This is a genomic window from Klebsiella sp. WOUb02 (genome assembly GCF_050058015.1).
Taxonomy (GTDB): Bacteria; Pseudomonadota; Gammaproteobacteria; order Enterobacterales; family Enterobacteriaceae; genus Klebsiella.
On the sequence record NZ_CP170110.1, the window covers coordinates 1253671 to 1270632 of the forward strand.

The window sequence follows — 16962 nt, forward strand, 5'->3', positions numbered from 1 at the left end:
AGCACTGCATGTTCGGTCTTGATGCATTCCATCTGGCGCGGATTCAATTCGCCTTTACCGTCTCGTTTCATATCATCTTTCCCGCCATCACCATCGGGCTTGCCAGCTATCTGGCGGTGCTGGAAGGACTATGGTTAAAAACTAAAAATCCCGTCTGGCGTTCGCTGTACCACTTCTGGTCGAAAATTTTCGCCGTTAACTTCGGCATGGGCGTGGTCTCCGGGCTGGTGATGGCCTATCAGTTCGGCACTAACTGGAGCGGGTTTTCTGAATTCGCCGGCAGCATTACTGGACCGCTACTGACCTATGAAGTGCTGACGGCCTTCTTCCTCGAAGCCGGATTCCTCGGCGTGATGCTGTTTGGCTGGAACCGCGTCAGCCCCGGCATGCACTTCTTCGCCACCTGCATGGTGGCAACCGGGACCATTATCTCAACCTTCTGGATCCTCGCCTCCAACAGCTGGATGCAGACGCCGCAGGGGTTTGAAGTGGTCAACGGCCAGGTAGTGCCCGTCGACTGGTTTGCGGTGATCTTCAACCCCTCTTTCCCCTACCGCCTGCTGCATATGTCGGTGGCGGCTTTTCTTAGCAGCGCGCTGTTCGTCGGCGCCTCGGCGGCATGGCATCTGCTGCGCGGTAATCAAACCCCGGCCATTCGCGCCATGTTTTCGATGGCCCTGTGGATGACGCTGATCGTCGCCCCTATCCAGGCGATGATTGGCGATATGCACGGCCTGAATACCCTCGAACATCAGCCGGCAAAAATTGCCGCCATCGAGGGCCACTGGGAAAACCGTCCCGGAGAACCGACGCCGCTGCTGCTGTTCGGCTGGCCGGATATGCAGCAGGAACGCACCCGCTACGGCCTCGAAATCCCGGCGCTCGGTAGCCTGATCCTCACCCATAGCCTCGATAAACAGGTTCCGGCGCTGAAGGAATTTGCGCCAGAGGATCGCCCCAATTCGACCATCGTATTCTGGTCATTTCGCCTGATGGCCGGCCTCGGCATGCTGATGATCCTGCTCGGCGTGCTGGCGCTGTGGCTGCGCTACCGCCGGCGCCTGTACCACTCGAAGCCGTTCCTGCGCTTCGCGCTCTTGATGGGGCCATCGGGGCTGATTGCCATCCTCGCCGGCTGGGTGACCACCGAGGTTGGCCGCCAGCCGTGGGTGGTCTATGGCGTACAGCGCACCGCCGACGCCGTTTCCGCTCACGGCGACCTGCATATGACCCTCAGCCTGCTGACGTTTTTCGTGGTCTACAGCTCGGTCTTTGGCGTGGGCTACAGCTACATGCTGCGCCTGATCCGCAAAGGCCCGCAGGAGGTCAATCCACCGGTCACCGGCACCCCGGCGCGCCCGCTTTCCGCCGCCACCGGGAATTTTGAGCATAAGGAGTCCCACTAATGACTATCGACCTGTCGGTAATCTGGTTTGCCATCATCGTTTTCGCCACCCTGATGTATATCGTTATGGACGGCTTTGATTTAGGCATTGGCATTTTATTCTGCACCATCCGCGACGCCGAGGATCGCAACGTGATGGTGAACAGCGTCGCTCCGGTGTGGGACGGAAATGAGACCTGGCTGGTGCTCGGCGGTGCGGCGCTGTTCGGCGCCTTTCCGCTGGCCTACGCGGTGATTATCGACGCGCTGGCCATCCCGCTGACGCTGATGCTGGTGGGCCTGATCTTTCGCGGTGTGGCTTTCGAATTTCGCTTTCAGGCCACGCCGTCGCACCGTCCTTTCTGGGACGTCGCCTTTCTTGGCGGCTCCCTGCTGGCGACCTTCGCCCAGGGCGTGGTGGTTGGCGCGGTCATTAACGGCTTCCCGGTCAGCGGCCGGACCTTTAGCGGCGGTATGCTCGACTGGCTGACGCCGTTCACCCTGTTTTGCGGCCTCGGTTTGAGCATCGCCTACGCCCTGCTGGGCGCCAGCTGGCTGGTGATGAAAAGCGAGGAGCCGCTGCAGGAAAAAATGCGCGGCGCGTGGCGGGCCCTGCTGCTGGCGCTGCTGGCGGTGATTGCCGCGATCAGCCTGTGGACTCCGCTGGCGCAGCCCGCCATTGCCGCCCGTTGGTTCAGCTTCCCGAACCTCTTTTTCCTGCTGCCGGTGCCGCTGCTGGTAGTGGCGCTCAGTTTCTGGCTGTGGCGGGCGTTAGGCAGCCGCGCTCATCACGCGCGCCCTTTCCTGCTGACGCTTGGGCTGGTGTTCCTCGGCTTTAGCGGGCTGGGGATCAGCATCTGGCCGCATATTATTCCACCGGCCATCACCCTGTGGCAGGCCGCCGCGCCGGCGCAGAGCCAGGGGTTTATGCTGGTGGGCGCGGTGCTGATTATTCCGGTGATCCTCGGCTATACCTTCTGGAGCTACTACGTATTCCGCGGCAAAGTTCAACACGGTGAGGGGTATCATTGATGAATCGATTATGGTTTAAGCAGATAGTCTGGATGGTGGCGCTGTGGGGCGGGAGCGTGCTGGCGCTGGCGGCGGTAAGCATGGGGTTTCGCCTGCTAATGACCGCCGCCGGGCTAAAAGCCTAACTGGTTATCTTAACCGTCCACTAACCGGCAGATAGGCTGCCGGTTAGTGGACGCTCCCGCCCGCCGCCGCTTAGCCGCCTTTGCGTTTGGGCAAGGTTTTCAGCAGCTCGTCCGGGCTGACGGAGGCCACGATGCTCCCCGGAAGCGGCATTTTCAGAATATGGTTCTTCATTTTGCCCACTACGTGCATTTCGCACGGCCGGCAGTCAAACTTCAGCGTCAGCACCTCGTCGCCGTGAATCAGCTGCATCGGCGTGGCTTTCCAGCTCTTAATCGAGCCTTTTGCCTGCTTCGGACACAGATTAAAGGCGAAGCGCAGGCAGTGCTTGGTGATCATCACCGGCACGTCGCCTTTCTCTTCGTGCGCTTCATAGGCGGCATCGATCAGCTTCACGCCGTAGCGCTGATAGAACTCGCGCGCCTTGTGGTTGTAGACGTTAGCCAGAAACGAGAGATGGGTTTCCGGATAGACCGGCGGCGGCACGGAGACCGCCTTGCGCCGGCCGCGCGGCGCGGCGTCAATCCGCGCCTGATCCAGCATCTCTACCGTTTCACGACGCAACTGATTGAGCAGGCCGTTGGGCACAAACAGCGCGCCGGGCAGCGCTATCTCAACGTCGCGGGCGAAATAAATGGTCTGGCCGAGTTTCGCCACCCCGTCGCGCAGGTTGGCCAGCGCTTTATCGGCCTGGGTCGCTTCGGCGAACTCGCCGTCGAGAGTGTGGGTCACGCTGACGCCATCTTCGCAGGTCATCGTCAGCACCAGCTGCTCCTGCCAGCCGCTGAGGGCGATATCCACCGCAATCCGCCGCTCGCTGGAGGTTTTTTGCAGCGCCTGCTGCCAGTTGTGGTCGAGATTGCGGTTCAGCGCCTGATGCGGGCGCGCTTTATAGAGATCCGCCGGCATTTCGTTGGGCCATACGCGGTAGCGGTTTTCGCCGGTTTTCTCTACCGTATTGGCGCGAAAACCGACAATTTCACGCTTAATCATCACATTCAGGCCATCGCCGTTGGTCAGCGCTTCGCTCACCTCAACGTCAAGATGGTCTTTACCGACCTTCAGCACTTCGCCCACCGGCAGGCCGATAAACTTCGGCGAATCGAACGCGCCGATATCCCCTTTGCGCGCGTTGACGAAATAGTCGGTGCTGCCGCGATGGAAGGTTTTATCCGTGGAAGGCACAAAGAAATGCTCGGTGCGTCCGGCGGAGGCGCGCGCGAGATCGCCCCGGTCTTCAATAATCGCGTCCAGCATCTGGCGATAGTGGGCGGTAATGTTCTTCACGTAGCTCATGTCTTTGTAGCGGCCCTCAATCTTGAAGGAGCGCACGCCGGCATCGATCAGCTGGGCCAGGTTGGCGGTCTGATCGTTGTCTTTCATCGACAGGAGGTGCTTCTCGTAGGCCACCACCCGGCCCTGGTCATCTTTCAGGGTATACGGCAGGCGGCACGCCTGAGAGCAGTCGCCGCGGTTAGCGCTGCGGCCGGTCTGCGCGTGGGAGATATTGCACTGCCCGGAGTAGGCCACGCACAGCGCGCCGTGAATAAAGAACTCAATCGTCGCATCGGTGTGCTCATAGATCGCCTTGATCTGCTGCAGGTTCAGCTCGCGCGCCAGCACGATCTGGCTGAAGCCGACGTCGGAAAGAAACTTCGCCTTTTCGACGCTGCGGATATCGCACTGGGTGCTGGCATGCAGCTCAATCGGCGGGATATCCAGACTGCATCACGCCCATATCCTGCACGATCAGCGCGTCAACGCCGGTTTCATACAGGTCGGTAATCAGGCGCCGCGCGGGCTCAAGCTCATCATCATGCAGGATGGTATTCAGCGTCACAAAAATCTTCGCCCCGTAGCGGTGGGCGAAAGGCACCAGCCCGGCGATATCGCTGAGGCTGTTGCTGGCGTTGTGGCGCGCGCCAAAGCCCGGCCCGCCGATATAGACTGCGTCCGCGCCGTGTAAAATAGCTTCCCGGGCGATCCCGGCATCGCGGGCGGGGCTAAGAAGTTCAAGATGATGGTTTTGCAGGCGCATACGATCGTTGTTATCCGTTATAGGGGGCGAAATGGCGGCTATTGTAGTCAGAAGTGGGCAGAGACCAAAACACTTTCCACCGCGGCCGCGGCGTGAATTTTCAAATTCTGGCAAAGCATTGAAGGAAAAGCTATTTCCCGGACAAAACGTCGCAGGGTAAAGTCACTGCGTATTCCGGATTTTCCTCGTCACGTTGTGGATTGTTTTATCAGTCATCTTGATTGGCCGTCGGTTAACCTCCGGCGGCTTTTTCTTTTGGGTAATGGATCAGCGAATGGAAGTGGGCCGTCTGCGCGCCGCTGTTGCGGTAGGCGTGCGCCAGGTCGCCGGCAAAGCGCCGCCCTTCTCCCGCCAGCAGGGTCTGCCATTGCCCCTCAAGGCACAGATCCAGCGCTCCGCTTATCACCACCACGTGCTCAATCACCCCTTTTTCATGCGGCGTTGATTCGCTGAGCGCGCCGGGAGCGAGGGTGATGGAAAAATGGTCGAAACGCAGCTGCGGATCCCACGGAAAAACGGGCGTGACCACCATCGCCTGCTGCTGCGGGTCGAAGGCGGCCGGCGCGGCGGAATCATCGGCAACGATAAACGTCGAGAAGGCCACGTTCAGCCCGGTGGCGATTTTCCACAGCGTCGCCACGGTGGGGCTCGATTCGTTGCGCTCAATCTGCCCGAGCATCGCCTTCGAAACGCCGGTCTCCTCCGCCAGCCGCGACAGACTCCAGCCGCGCTGTTGACGCAGCGTTTTCAGGGTCGCCGCAAGATGGTACGCAATATTCATATTATCCTCTCGCCTTTTTCCGCAGATGACCAGTTGTGCGTTATAACGCACAATGCTACATTTTTCGTACCTTTGGTCCCGCATGATAGCGGCCAGTATATTACGTACAAGAGAGATTTATGCGCCCTTTCTCCCTCCCGCTGCCGACGCTGCTCGCCGGCTTTATCGCAGTGCTGGTCGGCTACGCCAGCTCTGCGGCTATTATCTGGCAGGCCGCCGCCGCCGCCGGGGCCGATGCCGGACAAATCGCCGGCTGGATGACGGCGCTGGGTCTCGGTATGGGAGTCAGCACACTCGCGCTGACGCTGTGGCGTAAGGTGCCGATCCTCACCGCGTGGTCCACGCCCGGCGCGGCGCTGCTGGTGAGCGGTCTGCAGGGCGTAACGCTGGCGCAGGCGGTGGGGGTGTTTGTTTTTGCCAACGCCCTGATCGTGCTCTGCGGCATGACCGGCCTGTTTGCCCGCCTGATGAAAATCGTCCCCCATTCGCTGGCGGCGGCGATGCTGGCGGGGATTTTACTGCGTTTTGGCCTGCAGGCCTTCTCCAGCCTGCAGGCTAATCTGCTGCTCTGCGGCGGCATGCTCGGCGCCTGGCTTATCAGCAAAGCTCTGCTCCCACGCTTCGCGGTGGTCGCCGCGCTGCTGGCGGGGGGCGCCATCGCCTGGGCCAGCGGCGAGGTGGGCACCGAACATCTCAGCCTCTCGTTCGTGGCGCCGGCGTTCATCGCCCCGCAGTTTACCCCCTCTCTGCTGCTCAGCGTCGGGCTGCCGTTTTTCCTCGTCACCATGGCATCGCAAAACGCCCCCGGCTTCGCCACGCTACAGGCCTCCGGCTATTCGGTGCCGGCGTCGCCGCTTATCGTGGCGACCGGCGGCCTGGCGCTGCTGCTGTCGCCGTTTGGCGTCTATTCCATCTGTATTGCCGCGATCACCGCCGCAATTTGTCAAAGTCCTGACGCCCATCCCGATCCTCAGCGCCGCTGGCTTGCGGCGGCGGCGGCGGGCGGCTTTTATCTGCTGGCCGGTATTTTTGGCGGTTCGATTACCGCGCTGATGTCGGCCCTGCCGGCGGCGTGGATCCAGATGCTCGCCGGCCTGGCGCTGCTGGGAACCCTCGGCGGGAGCCTGTTTCAGGCGCTAAATAATGACAACGAGCGCGATGCGGCGATGGTGGCCTTTCTGGTCACCGCCAGCGGTATCACCCTGGCGGGAATTGGTTCGGCCTTCTGGGGCCTGCTGCTGGGTGGGGCGAGCTACGCTCTGCTGTCAGCGCTGCGCCGCGCGTAGCTGCGACGGCGTCAGGCCAGTGGCGCTTTTAACGCGGTTGCTGAAATGGCTGGCGGAGCTAAAACCGCAGGCCAGCGCAATGTCGGTCAGCGAACGGGCGCTGTGGCAGATAAGCTCCTGCGCGCGGACCATACGCCGCTGCATCACGTACTGATGCGGCGCCATTTTCATCGACTGACGGAACATCCGCGCAAAGTGATATTCGCTGAGCGCCGTCTCCTGCGCGAGGTCGGCCAGCGTCAGCGGCCGATCAAGATGCTCCTCAATCCACGCCAGCAGCGTGCGCAGAACGTGCGGCGCCAGGCCGCCGGTGACCGTCGGCAGGCGCCACTGGACGTTCGAATAGTGCTGGATCAGGTGGGTCAGCAGCAGCGTGCTGGCGGAGCTTAAGGTCAGCTGGTTTGCCTGCTGCTGCCAGTCGTAGTCGAGGAGAAACTGGCGATAGACCGCGGTGATTTTATCATCCCGGGAGAAGGTTTGCTCCTGCAGGCTAAACGAGGCCGGGCTACGGTCCCAGACCTGTTCCCCGACGCGTCGCAGATGCGCGTCGGTGCAGTACAGGTGGACAAACGAGAGGTCGCCGCGGATATCCCAGGTACTTTCAGCGCCCTTTGGCATCAGGCAGAAACGATCAGGCCCGCCGCCGTTTTTCCAGCCCTGCGGCGTTTTCTGATAGCTTTCGTAACCGTCGGCAACGTACAGGCTCAGCGTGTGGTGGTCGCTGCGTACCGTCACCGTATCGAGGTTGTTGTACCACGCCGCCAGCTGAATGCCGGAGTTCAGCTCCACCGTTTCCCGCAGCACGGCTTTTTGTCGACGTAATGTTTCGAAAGTCCCGTAAGCCATAGCCTTCACAAATCAGATTCCGCAAACCCGTAGTCTATGGAGAGTCGACGGCGGATACGGTGCGTGTCAAGGTAGTTGTCGCCTCAGTTGATTCATGCGGCCCGCGTTTCCCGCTCCGGATTCAGCCACACTTCTTCCTGCCGGCTCCAGTTTCGCGTTGCCCCTGACCAGCGGTGCGGATGCTGCTTTTTCGCGGCCTCGTACACCGATTTTCGCTGTGACAGAAGTTGACGGTCTTCGCCTCTGTGCCGCTGACCCGGCGTCACATAGCGGATACCGCTGTGCCGGTGCTCTTCGTTGTACCAGCCGACGAAGCCTTCCACCCAGGCACGGGCCTCTTCCAGCGACGCGAAGCCCTTCTCAGGCCACGCCGGGACGTATTTCAGCGTCCTGAACAGCGACTCCACGTGGGCGTTGTCGTTGCTTACCCGTGGCCGGCTGTGCGACGCGGTTATCTTCAGTTCCGCAAGCTTCACCTGCAGCACCTGTGACTTCATGGGGGCCCCGTTATCCGCATGCAGCACCAGTGGCTCCTGCCAGCAACGCTCGCTCAGCACTGTCCGCTTTACCAGCTCTGCCGCATATTCCCCGCTTTCTACCGGATGCACTTCATAGCCCACGATTTTGCGGCTGAACACGTCTTCTGTCAGATACAGGTAGAACCAGTGGCCCGCCGTCAGCGACTTCAGCCACGTGATGTCCCACGACCAGACCTGGTTCGGCGCTGTTGCCTTCCAGGTCGACAGCGGCCTGCTTTGTGGAGCCTGCTGACGTCCCCGGTGACTGACTTCGCCGTAACGCCGCAGTACCCGGTAAAACGTCGATTCACTGGCGATGTAACGACCTTCATCGGCCAGCACCGGGACGATTTGTGCCGGTGGCAGACTGGCGAACCGGGGTTCATGACAGACAGCCAGCACCAGCTGCTCCTCTTCAGCGCTGAGCCTGTTCTTCGGCACCGGCCGGGGGGCAGCGGGACGCCGGTCATCAGAGCTGCGTTGCCAGCGCTGGCGAGTCCGTTCGCTGATACCCACACACTGACAGGCTGCGTGCTGCCGGGCGCCGGCATCAAGGGCTTCCTGCACCATGGACATCAGACTGTAATCTGTCGGCCGCGGGTGTCATTCGTCCTCGCGTTCTTCGGCGAAGAACGCCTTCAGCTTTTTTTCCAGAATGAGCAGCGCCGCGGCTTCAGCCAGCGCCTTGTCCTTGCGGGCTATTTCACGGTTAAGTTGCTGAATTTCTTTTTTCTGCTTTTTAATCAAGGCTCTTTCTTCACGCTGACCGGGCTGCATAAATTCGTCCCTCCACTGCTGAATTTGCTCAGGATAAAGACCTTTACGGCGACAGTATTCAGCCACAGCATGAGCAGAAAGCGGTGCGGTTTCAACGAGAACGGCAAAGCGGGCGTCCTGCGACCATTCTGGCGTTGACTGACTTTCCGCTACACGAACGCCAGCCTGAGTACGCCAGGCATAAAGCGTATTGGCCGGGATCCCCTCAGAACGGGCTAACTGAACGACCGGTTGATTATGTGGCGGCATCATTCTGGCGATCAGAGCGGCTTTACGCTCAGGTGAATAAGTGTTCATTATTGTCCTCTCCGGCCCCCGGAAATTTTTCTGTCAGAGGCGACAACTACCCTGACATGGGGGGGATACCAGACCTCCCCGCCACTTAAAACAAAATAAGCGCAAGAATATGCAAGTCCGCAACAGGATGGTGACAGCGGCGCGGGCGAAAAGCCGCCACACTGTGCGGGAGTGTTCTTACGGGAGAGATATTTTGAACGCATTACTCTATGGGCTGGTCGTCGTTATCTGGGGCACCACGTGGATTGCCATTTTTCTTCAGCAGGGCCCGGTTGCCGCGCCGGTATCGATCTTTTGGCGCTTCGCCGTTGCCAGCCTCACCATGCTGGCGATTCTGCTGGTCACCCGCCGCCTGCGTCCGCTGGCGTGGCGCGATCATCTGTTCTGCGTGCTGCAGGGCTGCTGCGTGTTCTGTTTTAATTTCTGGTGCTTTTATACCGCCGCGGCGCATATCAACACCGGGCTTGAATCGGTGATTTTTTCGATGGCGGTGCTGTTTAACGCCATCAACGGCTTTATTTTCTTCCGCCAGCAGCCGCCGGGTCGTTTCTGGCTCGCCGCCGCGCTGGGCCTGGCCGGGATCGTGACTCTGTTCTGGGACGATCTGACGCGCAACGGCCTGAACGCCTCTCTGCTGTGGGGGATTGGCCTCAGCGCGCTGGGGACCTACGGTTTTTCGCTGGGGAACATGCTCAGCATCCGTCACCAGCGCCGGGGGCTGGAAACGCTGACCACCAACAGCTGGGCGATGCTCTACGGAACCCTGGTGATGGGCGCAATCGCCCTGATCCGCGGGGATGATTTCTCTCCCCAGTGGACGCTGAGCTATATGGGCGCGCTGCTCTACCTGGCCCTGTTCGGCTCGGTTATCGCCTTCGGCGCCTATTTTACGCTGGTCGGAAGAATCGGCGCCGGCAAGGCCGCCTACAGCACCCTGCTGTTCCCGCTGGTGGCGCTGACCATCTCGACCTTCTATGAAGGCTACGTCTGGCACGGCAACGCGGTCGCCGGACTGGCGTTGATTCTGGTGGGTAATCTGGTGATGTTCGCCCGGCCGGAGCAGTTTTTCCTGCGCCGCAGGCTGGCGTAAACGGAGCCAGCTTTCGGTGCGCCCCGGCAGCACATGCCGCCGGGGTGGTTATTGCTGCGTCGGAACGAATTTCACCGCGTCGATGGCCATATCGTCGATAACCCGGTAAGTGTTGTGACAAAAAGGGTGAAATTCCCGGCGTTAATAAAAATAAATCCGCCACGCTGGGCGGATTTATTTCCGGCTTGAGAAAAATATTATTCACCATCGCGGCCGCGCATCAGCTGGCGGAATTATTCCAGATTCGCGTGGCGGCTAAACATCTGCGCATCGCTTTGCGCCGTTTTATCTTTGAGATAAATAATTATACTGTCATATATAAGCCAGCTTAATTGTTCAAAAGAAGATCCGGTTGGTTGAATGGTTGCCGCCTTGGTCGATGATTCCTCACTTTTGGCCGTAATGCCGGGAATACGGATCGCCACATCCGCCAGCAGGCCTATCGTGTGGTGCGGATAAATGGTTAGCGTCGCAATCCGCGCCCCCTGCCCGCTGGCTTTCTGCGCCATTGTCACCAGGCTGCCGGTTTCTCCCGACCCCGAGCCGATAATCAGTAAATCGCCCTGCTGAATCGACGGGGTGGTCGGTTCCCCGACGAACCAGACGCTAAAGCCCAGATGCATTAACCGGTTAGAAAAAGCCCGCGCGGCAAATCCGGAACGCCCGGCGCCGGCGACAAAGATGCGGCCGGCGTTGAGGACCATTTCCCCCAGGCGCGTCACCGCATCGCCGTCCACCTGACGGGCATCGTCGGCCAGTTCTGAGATAATAGCGAGCAGGTTATCGCAGCTTTTCATCGTCATCTCCTTAGGCGTTAACCATCGCCGCTTTAATCAGGCGCGCTTCTTCCAGCGGATCCTCGGCGCGGGTAATGGCCGAGCCGACAATCACCACGTCCGGTTTTAGCGCCACATAGTCCGCAATCGTCCGGCTGTTGATGCCGCCGGCAACGGAGATATGCGAATGCCTGGCATGCTGTTTGATAACCCGCAGATCTTCAAGCGGCACTCTTCCCGCCGCCTGCTGATCGGCGCCGGTATGCACCGCAAGATGTCGGACGCCAGCCGCCTCCAGCTCGCGAATGCGCGCTGGCAGATCGTCAACGCAGATCATATCAACAACTACATCGCGGCCGGCCTCTTCCGCCGCCCTCAGGCAGGCCTTCACCGTGAGAATATCGGTGACGCCGAGCGTCGTTACGTAGTTTGCCCCCGCATCAAAAGCCAGCTTACTTTCGAAGTAGCCGCCATCCATAATTTTCTCGTCGGACAGCAGCTCCTTCTCGGGAAAGCGTTCGCGAAAGCGCTGAACCGCCGCCATGCCCTCGGCAATAACAAACGGCGTGCCGATTTCAATGATATCCACGTGCTCACGGAGTTTTTCCGCCAGCGCCAGCGCCTCAGCAAGAGGTAATTCATCCAAAGCTAATTGCAGTTTCATCGTATCGTCCTTTTGATTACAAAGATGCCAGGCCCACGGCCGCAGCCGGAGCGTCAAGGTAGGTTTTAAGGGAGTCATCGAGCAGTAACAGCGTCAGGCACAGGCCGTTCATTTCCAGCGAGGTGACATAGTTGCCAACGTAGCTGCGCCACGGGCGGTGGCCGCGCAGGGTAAGCAGATGGCCGATACGGCCCGCCATCAGGTACTGTTCCATTAACGGCGTGGCGCCAAGGCCTGAGACCATGACGGCGAACTCGCCTTTCTCCTCTGCCAGGGAAAAATCGTCCAGCAACGCCTCCACCATCACCGCGGCGATCTCTTCTGCTTTCGCCAGGGGGGCAACGTGGCGCCCGGCTTCGCCGTGGTGGCCGATACCGAACTCATAGGTGCCATCGGCAATGGCAAAGTTAGGCTTACCGACGGCCGGAATCGCGCACGGCGCCAGCCCGACGCAGACGCTGCGCGTGTTGTGCGCCGCGAGGCTGGCGGCAGCGACGGTCTCTTCCAGCGAGCCGCCCGCCGCGGCAACCGCGCCGGCCGCCTTCCACATAAAGATGCCGCCGGCGATGCCGTGCCGCTGCTCCGCCCGCTCCGGCGGCGCGGAGGCAATATCATCCCGCGCTTTGACGATGGCGACGCTGTGGCCCAGCGCCTCGGCCTGCTTCAGCGCCATCTGTACGTTCATCGAGTCGCCGGCATAGTTGCCAAACAGGCAGGCCACGCCTCGGCCGCGATCGGCAATGCGCATCGCATCAAGGAAAGCGTTGGCCACCGGAGATGAGAAGACTTCGCCAACGGCAACGGCATCCAGCATCCCGGCGCCAAGGTAGCCCAGAAACGCCGGTTCATGCCCGCTGCCGCCGCCGCTGACCAGCCCCACTCGAGGCGCCATATCGGCAGAATGGCGACGGTGCACAACCCGACGATTGTCGGCGCTCAGCTGCACCTCGCGGCCGTGCGCCAGCAGAAAGCCCGCCAGCATGTCGTCCACGACGTTATCAGGATCATCTATAAATCGTTGCATCAGCGTTCTCCTTGCTTGATTAACAAAATCGCTGCGTCCGCAAAAGCCTTCAGCAGCAGCATTGAGGAGCCTGCTCCGGCGTCGGGGCAGCCCCGGCTGCGCTCTCCCAGACGGCTGGCGCGGCCGACCCGGGAAACCAGGCCGCTCGTCGCGGTGAAGCTGTCCTCGGCCGTTTGCCGCATTGATTCGAGAGCGCGTATCTCGCCTTCCCCGCTAGCCAGCGCCGCGCCGAGCGCGTCGGTGGCGGGGATCAGCACGTCGAGCAGCGTTTTATCGCCGGGTCCTGCCGGGGTGAGTTCACGCAGATCGGCCAGCGCGCCAGTGAACATCCGCCCAAGCACGGCGGCGTCAATCACCTCCTCTGCCGTGCCGGCGCGACTGAGCCCGGCAAACCAGCAGCCATACAGAGGCCCCATTGAGCCGCCAATGTCATTCAACAGCGTCTCGCCGATAATCTGAAAAGCCTCGGTCATGGCCATTGCCGGCGTTAGCGCCTGTCCGGCAAGAGTGAACCCCTTATTCATATTGATTCCGTGGTCGCCATCGCCCGCCGCGCCGTCTATTTCACTCAGCCAGGTTTTATTTTGCTGAATAACGGCAATCATATTTTTGGCAATAGCAAGCCCGTCTTTATTGGTAAAAGACATAAACACCTCAAAAAATCAGAATATCAGTGCGGCATTAGCGCTGCATATTGAAATAAAATTGCATCATGTAGCCGCGTATTTTGTCGAATGCCGGTAAAATGCGTTATTGCCTGACTTGCATTATGCTCAGCGATATATTTTTGCAACATAATGCTTTGCTCATCTTGCGGTTCGAAATAGTGCATGGCGGCCGCAACGCCTTTGACTAAATAATCTGCGGGAAGCCCCGCGGCCTCGCACTGTACGCAGGGGGCGGTCAGGCGATCCTCCGACGACAGCTTGCGGATCGGCGAACGGCATACCCGGCGAACGGTATCCGTGATGCCGGGAGTGCTAAAACGCTTGATAACAAAGCGGATATACTCCTCCAGTTCGGCAAGCGGAAAAGCATACTTCAGGTGCAGCAATCGCGCCGTTTCGCGCATGCTCTGCTGGATCTCCTCCCGCAGCCCGTCATTGCTGAAGATTTGCTGCATCGTCTGATAGCCTTTGAGGTGCCCGATATATCCGGCCCACGCGTGTCCGCCGTTAATAATATACAGTTTACGCTCGAGGTATTTGCGCAGGTCATGGGTATAGATAGCGTCGCTAATGGGCCGAGAGTCCTCATCGACAAGGCCGTGTTTATCAATAACCAGCTCATAATCGACGCCGATATCAACGACATCAAACCCTTCCCGCCGGGAGGTCAGGACCATGCGGTCTACCGCGGTATTGGGAAAAGCGGCCAGCTTATCAATTTCTGCTATCTCGCTACCGGCGCAGCGCTGAATTTCGCGACGCAGGATCTCGCCGTTAAGTAGCGCATTCTCGCAGGCCAGCACGTTAACGCGCGGGCGGCCGGCGCTGCTCCTGGCGAGCAGCCCCGCCAGGAGCAGCGGCGCGATTTTCGGCAGATTATCCGCCCACACTGCGGTGGTAATCAGGTCCGCAGCGACAATGGCCTGAATAACTGCCGGGCGGTCAGCCTCCGGAGATAATGCGCGCGCCGCCGGGATGAATTTTTTTTGGTATCCTTTCTCGATAGTGTACAAACTGTAGCCATGCTGTGCGTTTATTTGCGCGTTAAGCTCGACGTTACGCTCAACGAACGTAATATCATAGCCAGACTCAGCCAGCAGATCGCCAATAAATCCGCGTCCGATGCTGCCGGCGCCAAAATGTAGGGCTCGCATATTACCTCCTGTCAGAATATGCCGAATAAAGCGCCAAAAATAGAAACGGCAATAATCAGGACCATAATAATGGTAAAGTTTTGATTGCGTTTTAGCAGCCACCAGTAAATACCGAATACGGCCAGCAGCGGTAAAATACCGGGGACAATATTGTCAATCACCTGCTGCAAAATAAACGGCTTATTTTGATCGCCAAAGCTAAACTGGAGCGGCGTGCTTAACTTCACATAAGTCGACGACAGCGCGCCCATCATAAACAGCCCGAGAGTGCTGGCGCCGTTTATCAAGGTGCGGATATGCCCCGACTGCAGGATTTCGCGAATTGACGCCTGGCCCGCCCGGTAGCCGTAGGCGGCGAGTTTGCGCCCGACGATTATCTGGATCAGCGGCAGCATCAGTAAGAAAAATGCGCCAAGAATACTGCCGTTGGTTGACAGGGTAACGGCAAGGCCAAAAATAATCGGCTTTAAGGTTGCCCAGTCAATTGAGTCGCCTATTCCCGCCATCGGCCCCATCAGCCCGGTTTTAATACCGGTAATGGTATCATCATCAATATCGGCCCCCCTGGCCTTCTGCTCCTCCATCGCGATCACAATGCCGTTAATCGGCGCGCCATAGACCGCTTCAGTGTTGTAGAACACCAGATGACGCTTAATCGCCTGCTTCAGGTCTTCCTTTTCCGGATACAGTTTTTGTAAAACCGGCAAAATGGCGGTGACGAATCCCAGGGCCTGCAGGCGTTCATATGAGATGCCCATCTCAGCGACGATATAGTAATAAAGCCAGCTGTTCTTCACGTCTTTTTCAGTGATTTGTTTGGAGTCCATAGCGTTCATCCTCAGGCACCTTTTTGGTTTTGATAATAGGAGATAAGCAGAACGGCGCTGAGACCAAAAATAGCGGCGCCAAATACCGGAATACCGCTAAACTGCACCAGAAAATAACCAATAAAAAACCATGGCAGGAGCGCAGCTTTACCAATCACAAAAATGGTCAGGGCGAATCCCAGCGCTGGCAGCAGGCCACCGGCGACGCTAAATCCGTGAATCAGCCATTCCGGAACGCTATTCAGGAAAGCGGTAATGCTGTCTTTCCCATACATGTTGGCCAAAAAGGGAACCGGGAAGCGAATAAAGAAGCCAAGAACCGTCGGCCAGACGATAGCGCACATTTTTATCTGTCTGACGTTTCCCTCTTCAGCGTACCTGTCGGCCATATGCACAAATGCGGCATTCACCGTTTTACGGAACTGGTCTAAAAAGACCCCCATGACGCCGACCGGGACGGCGATAGCGATCGCCAGCGTCGGCGACAGCCCGGTATTCAGCGCCAGCGGGATAGCCACCAGCCCCGCGAGGCAGTCGTCCGCGGGGAGATTCGATCCCGCGGCCACCAGGCCGATGTAAAGAATCTGGATCGCGGCGCCGATAATAACCGCCTGGGTGACATCCCCCATAATCAGGCCGATAAGCACCGAGGCGAATAGCGGCTGGCGAATGGCGTGAGTGATGGCATAGCCAACGTCCGTTTTACAAATCCAGTACCAAATGCCGGTAAAAATTGCGACTTCAACCATGATTAACCCTCCAGCCGGGCAATGGCTTTATCCAGGCTTAATTTGACTTCTTCCGGAGTCACCTGGAAATAAACCTCGGCCCCACCTTGCCGTATATATTTCAGGTCTTGTAAATCCTGCTCATCGATCGAAATACCGCTAACGACGCTGCGCCGATTCACGCCACCGCCAAGTCCGCCAATCTGCACGGAGCTAAATAGCACCTCGCGCTCAACCAGCCTCTTAACGTTGCCAATCGATTTAAAAAGCAACAGCACATTATTTTTGCCATTACTAAAATAACCATCGTGAAGCTTCGCAAGGAAACTCTCTTCTGACAGGACGTGAACATCAACGCCCGGAGGCGCCGCCATGACATAGATATCCGCCAGAAAACTATCCTGCGAGAGTTTGTTATCAACAATAACAATTTCAGTTGCTGCGATGATGTTACGCCATTTTGTAATGACCTGACCGTGAATCAGTCGAAAATCGACCCGGACCAGTTTTATATTATTCATATTCATTACCATTTGTTATAGAGGTGATGTTCTTAATACTGCCGTTTCCTGCTTCAATAATTCGTAAGACCAGCTCAGGCAAAGCGAATTCTTCACGCTGCATTTCCGCTTCAATTAACATCGGTAAGTTCATCCCGCAAATAACCGGATAACCTCTGAGCTTGGCAAAAATAGTCGCCACGTTAGATGGCGTACCGGCATAGATATCGGTGAAGATAATAATATTTTCCGGGGCAGCAGAAAGTAATGCTGAAATATCATCCATGAGCTGCTCCGGCGCCATTCCCGGCTCAAGGGAAAAGCAGTAAACATTGTCCATTTTGCCTAAAATCATTTCACAGCTTTTGACTAACTCGCGGCCAAAGCCGCCGTGAGAAATCACCAGAATCCAGGGTGCTACAATCTTTTGATCCATAAAGAAATCCTGA

16 protein-coding genes and 2 pseudogenes are annotated in these 16962 nt (G+C 58.5%); 5 read left to right on the top strand and 13 right to left on the bottom strand.

The genetic code is table 11. The features are described 5' to 3' along the window. Positions 1 to 8 precede the first annotated feature (8 nt). The 3 genes from ABOC21_RS12875 to ABOC21_RS12885 are packed head-to-tail and all read left to right on the top strand — an operon-like array spanning position 9 to position 2541. Entirely contained in the window at positions 9 to 1406 is a 1398-nt protein-coding gene (locus tag ABOC21_RS12875) for a cytochrome ubiquinol oxidase subunit I (protein ID WP_426814835.1), read from the top strand. Next, positions 1406 to 2416, top strand: coding sequence for a cytochrome d ubiquinol oxidase subunit II (cydB, locus tag ABOC21_RS12880; protein WP_426814836.1), 1011 nt, complete (start codon positions 1406 to 1408; stop codon positions 2414 to 2416). The genes ABOC21_RS12875 and cydB overlap by 1 nt, the downstream gene beginning before the upstream one ends. Then, positions 2416 to 2541 carry a DUF2474 domain-containing protein gene (locus ABOC21_RS12885; RefSeq protein ID WP_426814837.1) on the top strand — a complete coding sequence of 42 codons (126 nt, stop codon included), beginning with the start codon at positions 2416 to 2418 and terminating at the stop codon, positions 2539 to 2541. The genes cydB and ABOC21_RS12885 overlap by 1 nt, the downstream gene beginning before the upstream one ends. A 70-nt stretch (positions 2542 to 2611) precedes the next feature. On the opposite strand, the pseudogene ABOC21_RS12890 reads toward ABOC21_RS12885, so the two are convergent. Then, positions 2612 to 4577: pseudogene (locus ABOC21_RS12890) on the bottom strand (peptidase U32 family protein). Between the two features lie 232 nt (positions 4578 to 4809). After that, positions 4810 to 5358, bottom strand: a complete 549-nt coding sequence (locus tag ABOC21_RS12895; RefSeq protein ID WP_426814838.1) for a helix-turn-helix domain-containing protein — start codon at positions 5356 to 5358, stop codon at positions 4810 to 4812. Between the two features lie 119 nt (positions 5359 to 5477). On the opposite strand from ABOC21_RS12895, the gene ABOC21_RS12900 reads away from it, so the two are divergent. Further along, positions 5478 to 6644: a benzoate/H(+) symporter BenE family transporter gene (locus ABOC21_RS12900; RefSeq protein ID WP_426814839.1), complete on the top strand. Its 1167-nt coding sequence runs from the start codon at positions 5478 to 5480 to the stop codon at positions 6642 to 6644. On the opposite strand, the gene ABOC21_RS12905 is transcribed toward ABOC21_RS12900, so the two are convergent. Further along, complete coding sequence (locus tag ABOC21_RS12905) at positions 6624 to 7490, bottom strand: helix-turn-helix domain-containing protein (RefSeq protein WP_426815484.1); 867 nt, start codon at positions 7488 to 7490, stop codon at positions 6624 to 6626. The two genes, ABOC21_RS12900 and ABOC21_RS12905, sit on opposite strands and share 21 nt — an antisense overlap. Before the next feature lie 92 nt (positions 7491 to 7582). Further along, positions 7583 to 9082, bottom strand: a pseudogene (locus ABOC21_RS12910) (IS3 family transposase). A 193-nt stretch (positions 9083 to 9275) separates the two neighbouring features. Here ABOC21_RS12910 and ABOC21_RS12915 point away from each other — a divergent pair. Continuing rightward, positions 9276 to 10172: a DMT family transporter gene (locus ABOC21_RS12915; RefSeq protein ID WP_426814840.1), complete on the top strand. Its 897-nt coding sequence runs from the start codon at positions 9276 to 9278 to the stop codon at positions 10170 to 10172. A gap of 233 nt (positions 10173 to 10405) precedes the next feature. Here ABOC21_RS12915 and hxlB read toward each other — a convergent pair whose 3' ends face one another. From hxlB to ABOC21_RS12960, 9 genes are read right to left on the bottom strand one after another with little or no spacing between them, the layout of a single operon-like run. Then, positions 10406 to 10969: a 6-phospho-3-hexuloisomerase gene (gene hxlB / locus ABOC21_RS12920; RefSeq protein ID WP_426814841.1), complete on the bottom strand. Its 564-nt coding sequence runs from the start codon at positions 10967 to 10969 to the stop codon at positions 10406 to 10408. A 10-nt stretch (positions 10970 to 10979) separates the two neighbouring features. Further along, on the bottom strand, positions 10980 to 11612 hold the full coding sequence (gene hxlA, locus ABOC21_RS12925; RefSeq protein WP_426814842.1) for a 3-hexulose-6-phosphate synthase: 633 nt from the start codon (positions 11610 to 11612) through the stop codon (positions 10980 to 10982). 16 nt (positions 11613 to 11628) lie between these two features. Next, on the bottom strand, positions 11629 to 12636 hold the full coding sequence (locus tag ABOC21_RS12930) for a dihydroxyacetone kinase subunit DhaK (RefSeq protein WP_426814843.1): 1008 nt from the start codon (positions 12634 to 12636) through the stop codon (positions 11629 to 11631). Further along, positions 12636 to 13283 carry a dihydroxyacetone kinase subunit DhaL gene (dhaL, locus tag ABOC21_RS12935; protein WP_426814844.1) on the bottom strand — a complete coding sequence of 216 codons (648 nt, stop codon included), beginning with the start codon at positions 13281 to 13283 and terminating at the stop codon, positions 12636 to 12638. Before dhaL ends, ABOC21_RS12930 begins: the two co-directional genes overlap by 1 nt. A gap of 23 nt (positions 13284 to 13306) precedes the next feature. Then, positions 13307 to 14458 carry a hypothetical protein gene (locus ABOC21_RS12940; protein WP_426814845.1) on the bottom strand — a complete coding sequence of 384 codons (1152 nt, stop codon included), beginning with the start codon at positions 14456 to 14458 and terminating at the stop codon, positions 13307 to 13309. An 11-nt stretch (positions 14459 to 14469) separates the two neighbouring features. Then, on the bottom strand, positions 14470 to 15285 hold the full coding sequence (locus ABOC21_RS12945; RefSeq protein ID WP_426814846.1) for a PTS system mannose/fructose/sorbose family transporter subunit IID: 816 nt from the start codon (positions 15283 to 15285) through the stop codon (positions 14470 to 14472). Between the two features lie 11 nt (positions 15286 to 15296). After that, positions 15297 to 16034: a PTS mannose/fructose/sorbose/N-acetylgalactosamine transporter subunit IIC gene (locus ABOC21_RS12950; RefSeq protein WP_045855202.1), complete on the bottom strand. Its 738-nt coding sequence runs from the start codon at positions 16032 to 16034 to the stop codon at positions 15297 to 15299. 2 nt (positions 16035 to 16036) lie between these two features. After that, positions 16037 to 16534 carry a PTS sugar transporter subunit IIB gene (locus tag ABOC21_RS12955; RefSeq protein WP_426814847.1) on the bottom strand — a complete coding sequence of 166 codons (498 nt, stop codon included), beginning with the start codon at positions 16532 to 16534 and terminating at the stop codon, positions 16037 to 16039. Further along, positions 16527 to 16949, bottom strand: a complete 423-nt coding sequence (locus ABOC21_RS12960; RefSeq protein WP_426814848.1) for a PTS sugar transporter subunit IIA — start codon at positions 16947 to 16949, stop codon at positions 16527 to 16529. The genes ABOC21_RS12955 and ABOC21_RS12960 overlap by 8 nt, the downstream gene beginning before the upstream one ends. Between the last annotated feature and the right edge of the window lie 13 nt (positions 16950 to 16962).

Excerpts from the sequence above, each read along its gene's own strand:
- ABOC21_RS12875 (WP_426814835.1), top strand. The coding sequence starts at position 9 with ATGTTCGGTCTTGATGCATTCCATCTGGCGCGGATTCAATTCGCCTTT.
- cydB (WP_426814836.1), top strand. The coding sequence starts at position 1,406 with ATGACTATCGACCTGTCGGTAATCTGGTTTGCCATCATCGTTTTCGCC.
- ABOC21_RS12885 (WP_426814837.1), top strand. The coding sequence starts at position 2,416 with ATGAATCGATTATGGTTTAAGCAGATAGTCTGGATGGTGGCGCTGTGG.
- ABOC21_RS12895 (WP_426814838.1), bottom strand. The coding sequence starts at position 5,358 with ATGAATATTGCGTACCATCTTGCGGCGACCCTGAAAACGCTGCGTCAA.
- ABOC21_RS12900 (WP_426814839.1), top strand. The coding sequence starts at position 5,478 with ATGCGCCCTTTCTCCCTCCCGCTGCCGACGCTGCTCGCCGGCTTTATC.
- ABOC21_RS12905 (WP_426815484.1), bottom strand. The coding sequence starts at position 7,490 with ATGGCTTACGGGACTTTCGAAACATTACGTCGACAAAAAGCCGTGCTG.
- hxlB (WP_426814841.1), bottom strand. The coding sequence starts at position 10,969 with ATGAAAAGCTGCGATAACCTGCTCGCTATTATCTCAGAACTGGCCGAC.
- hxlA (WP_426814842.1), bottom strand. The coding sequence starts at position 11,612 with ATGAAACTGCAATTAGCTTTGGATGAATTACCTCTTGCTGAGGCGCTG.
- ABOC21_RS12930 (WP_426814843.1), bottom strand. The coding sequence starts at position 12,636 with ATGCAACGATTTATAGATGATCCTGATAACGTCGTGGACGACATGCTG.
- dhaL (WP_426814844.1), bottom strand. The coding sequence starts at position 13,283 with ATGTCTTTTACCAATAAAGACGGGCTTGCTATTGCCAAAAATATGATT.
- ABOC21_RS12940 (WP_426814845.1), bottom strand. The coding sequence starts at position 14,458 with ATGCGAGCCCTACATTTTGGCGCCGGCAGCATCGGACGCGGATTTATT.
- ABOC21_RS12945 (WP_426814846.1), bottom strand. The coding sequence starts at position 15,285 with ATGGACTCCAAACAAATCACTGAAAAAGACGTGAAGAACAGCTGGCTT.
- ABOC21_RS12950 (WP_045855202.1), bottom strand. The coding sequence starts at position 16,034 with ATGGTTGAAGTCGCAATTTTTACCGGCATTTGGTACTGGATTTGTAAA.
- ABOC21_RS12955 (WP_426814847.1), bottom strand. The coding sequence starts at position 16,534 with ATGAATAATATAAAACTGGTCCGGGTCGATTTTCGACTGATTCACGGT.
- ABOC21_RS12960 (WP_426814848.1), bottom strand. The coding sequence starts at position 16,949 with ATGGATCAAAAGATTGTAGCACCCTGGATTCTGGTGATTTCTCACGGC.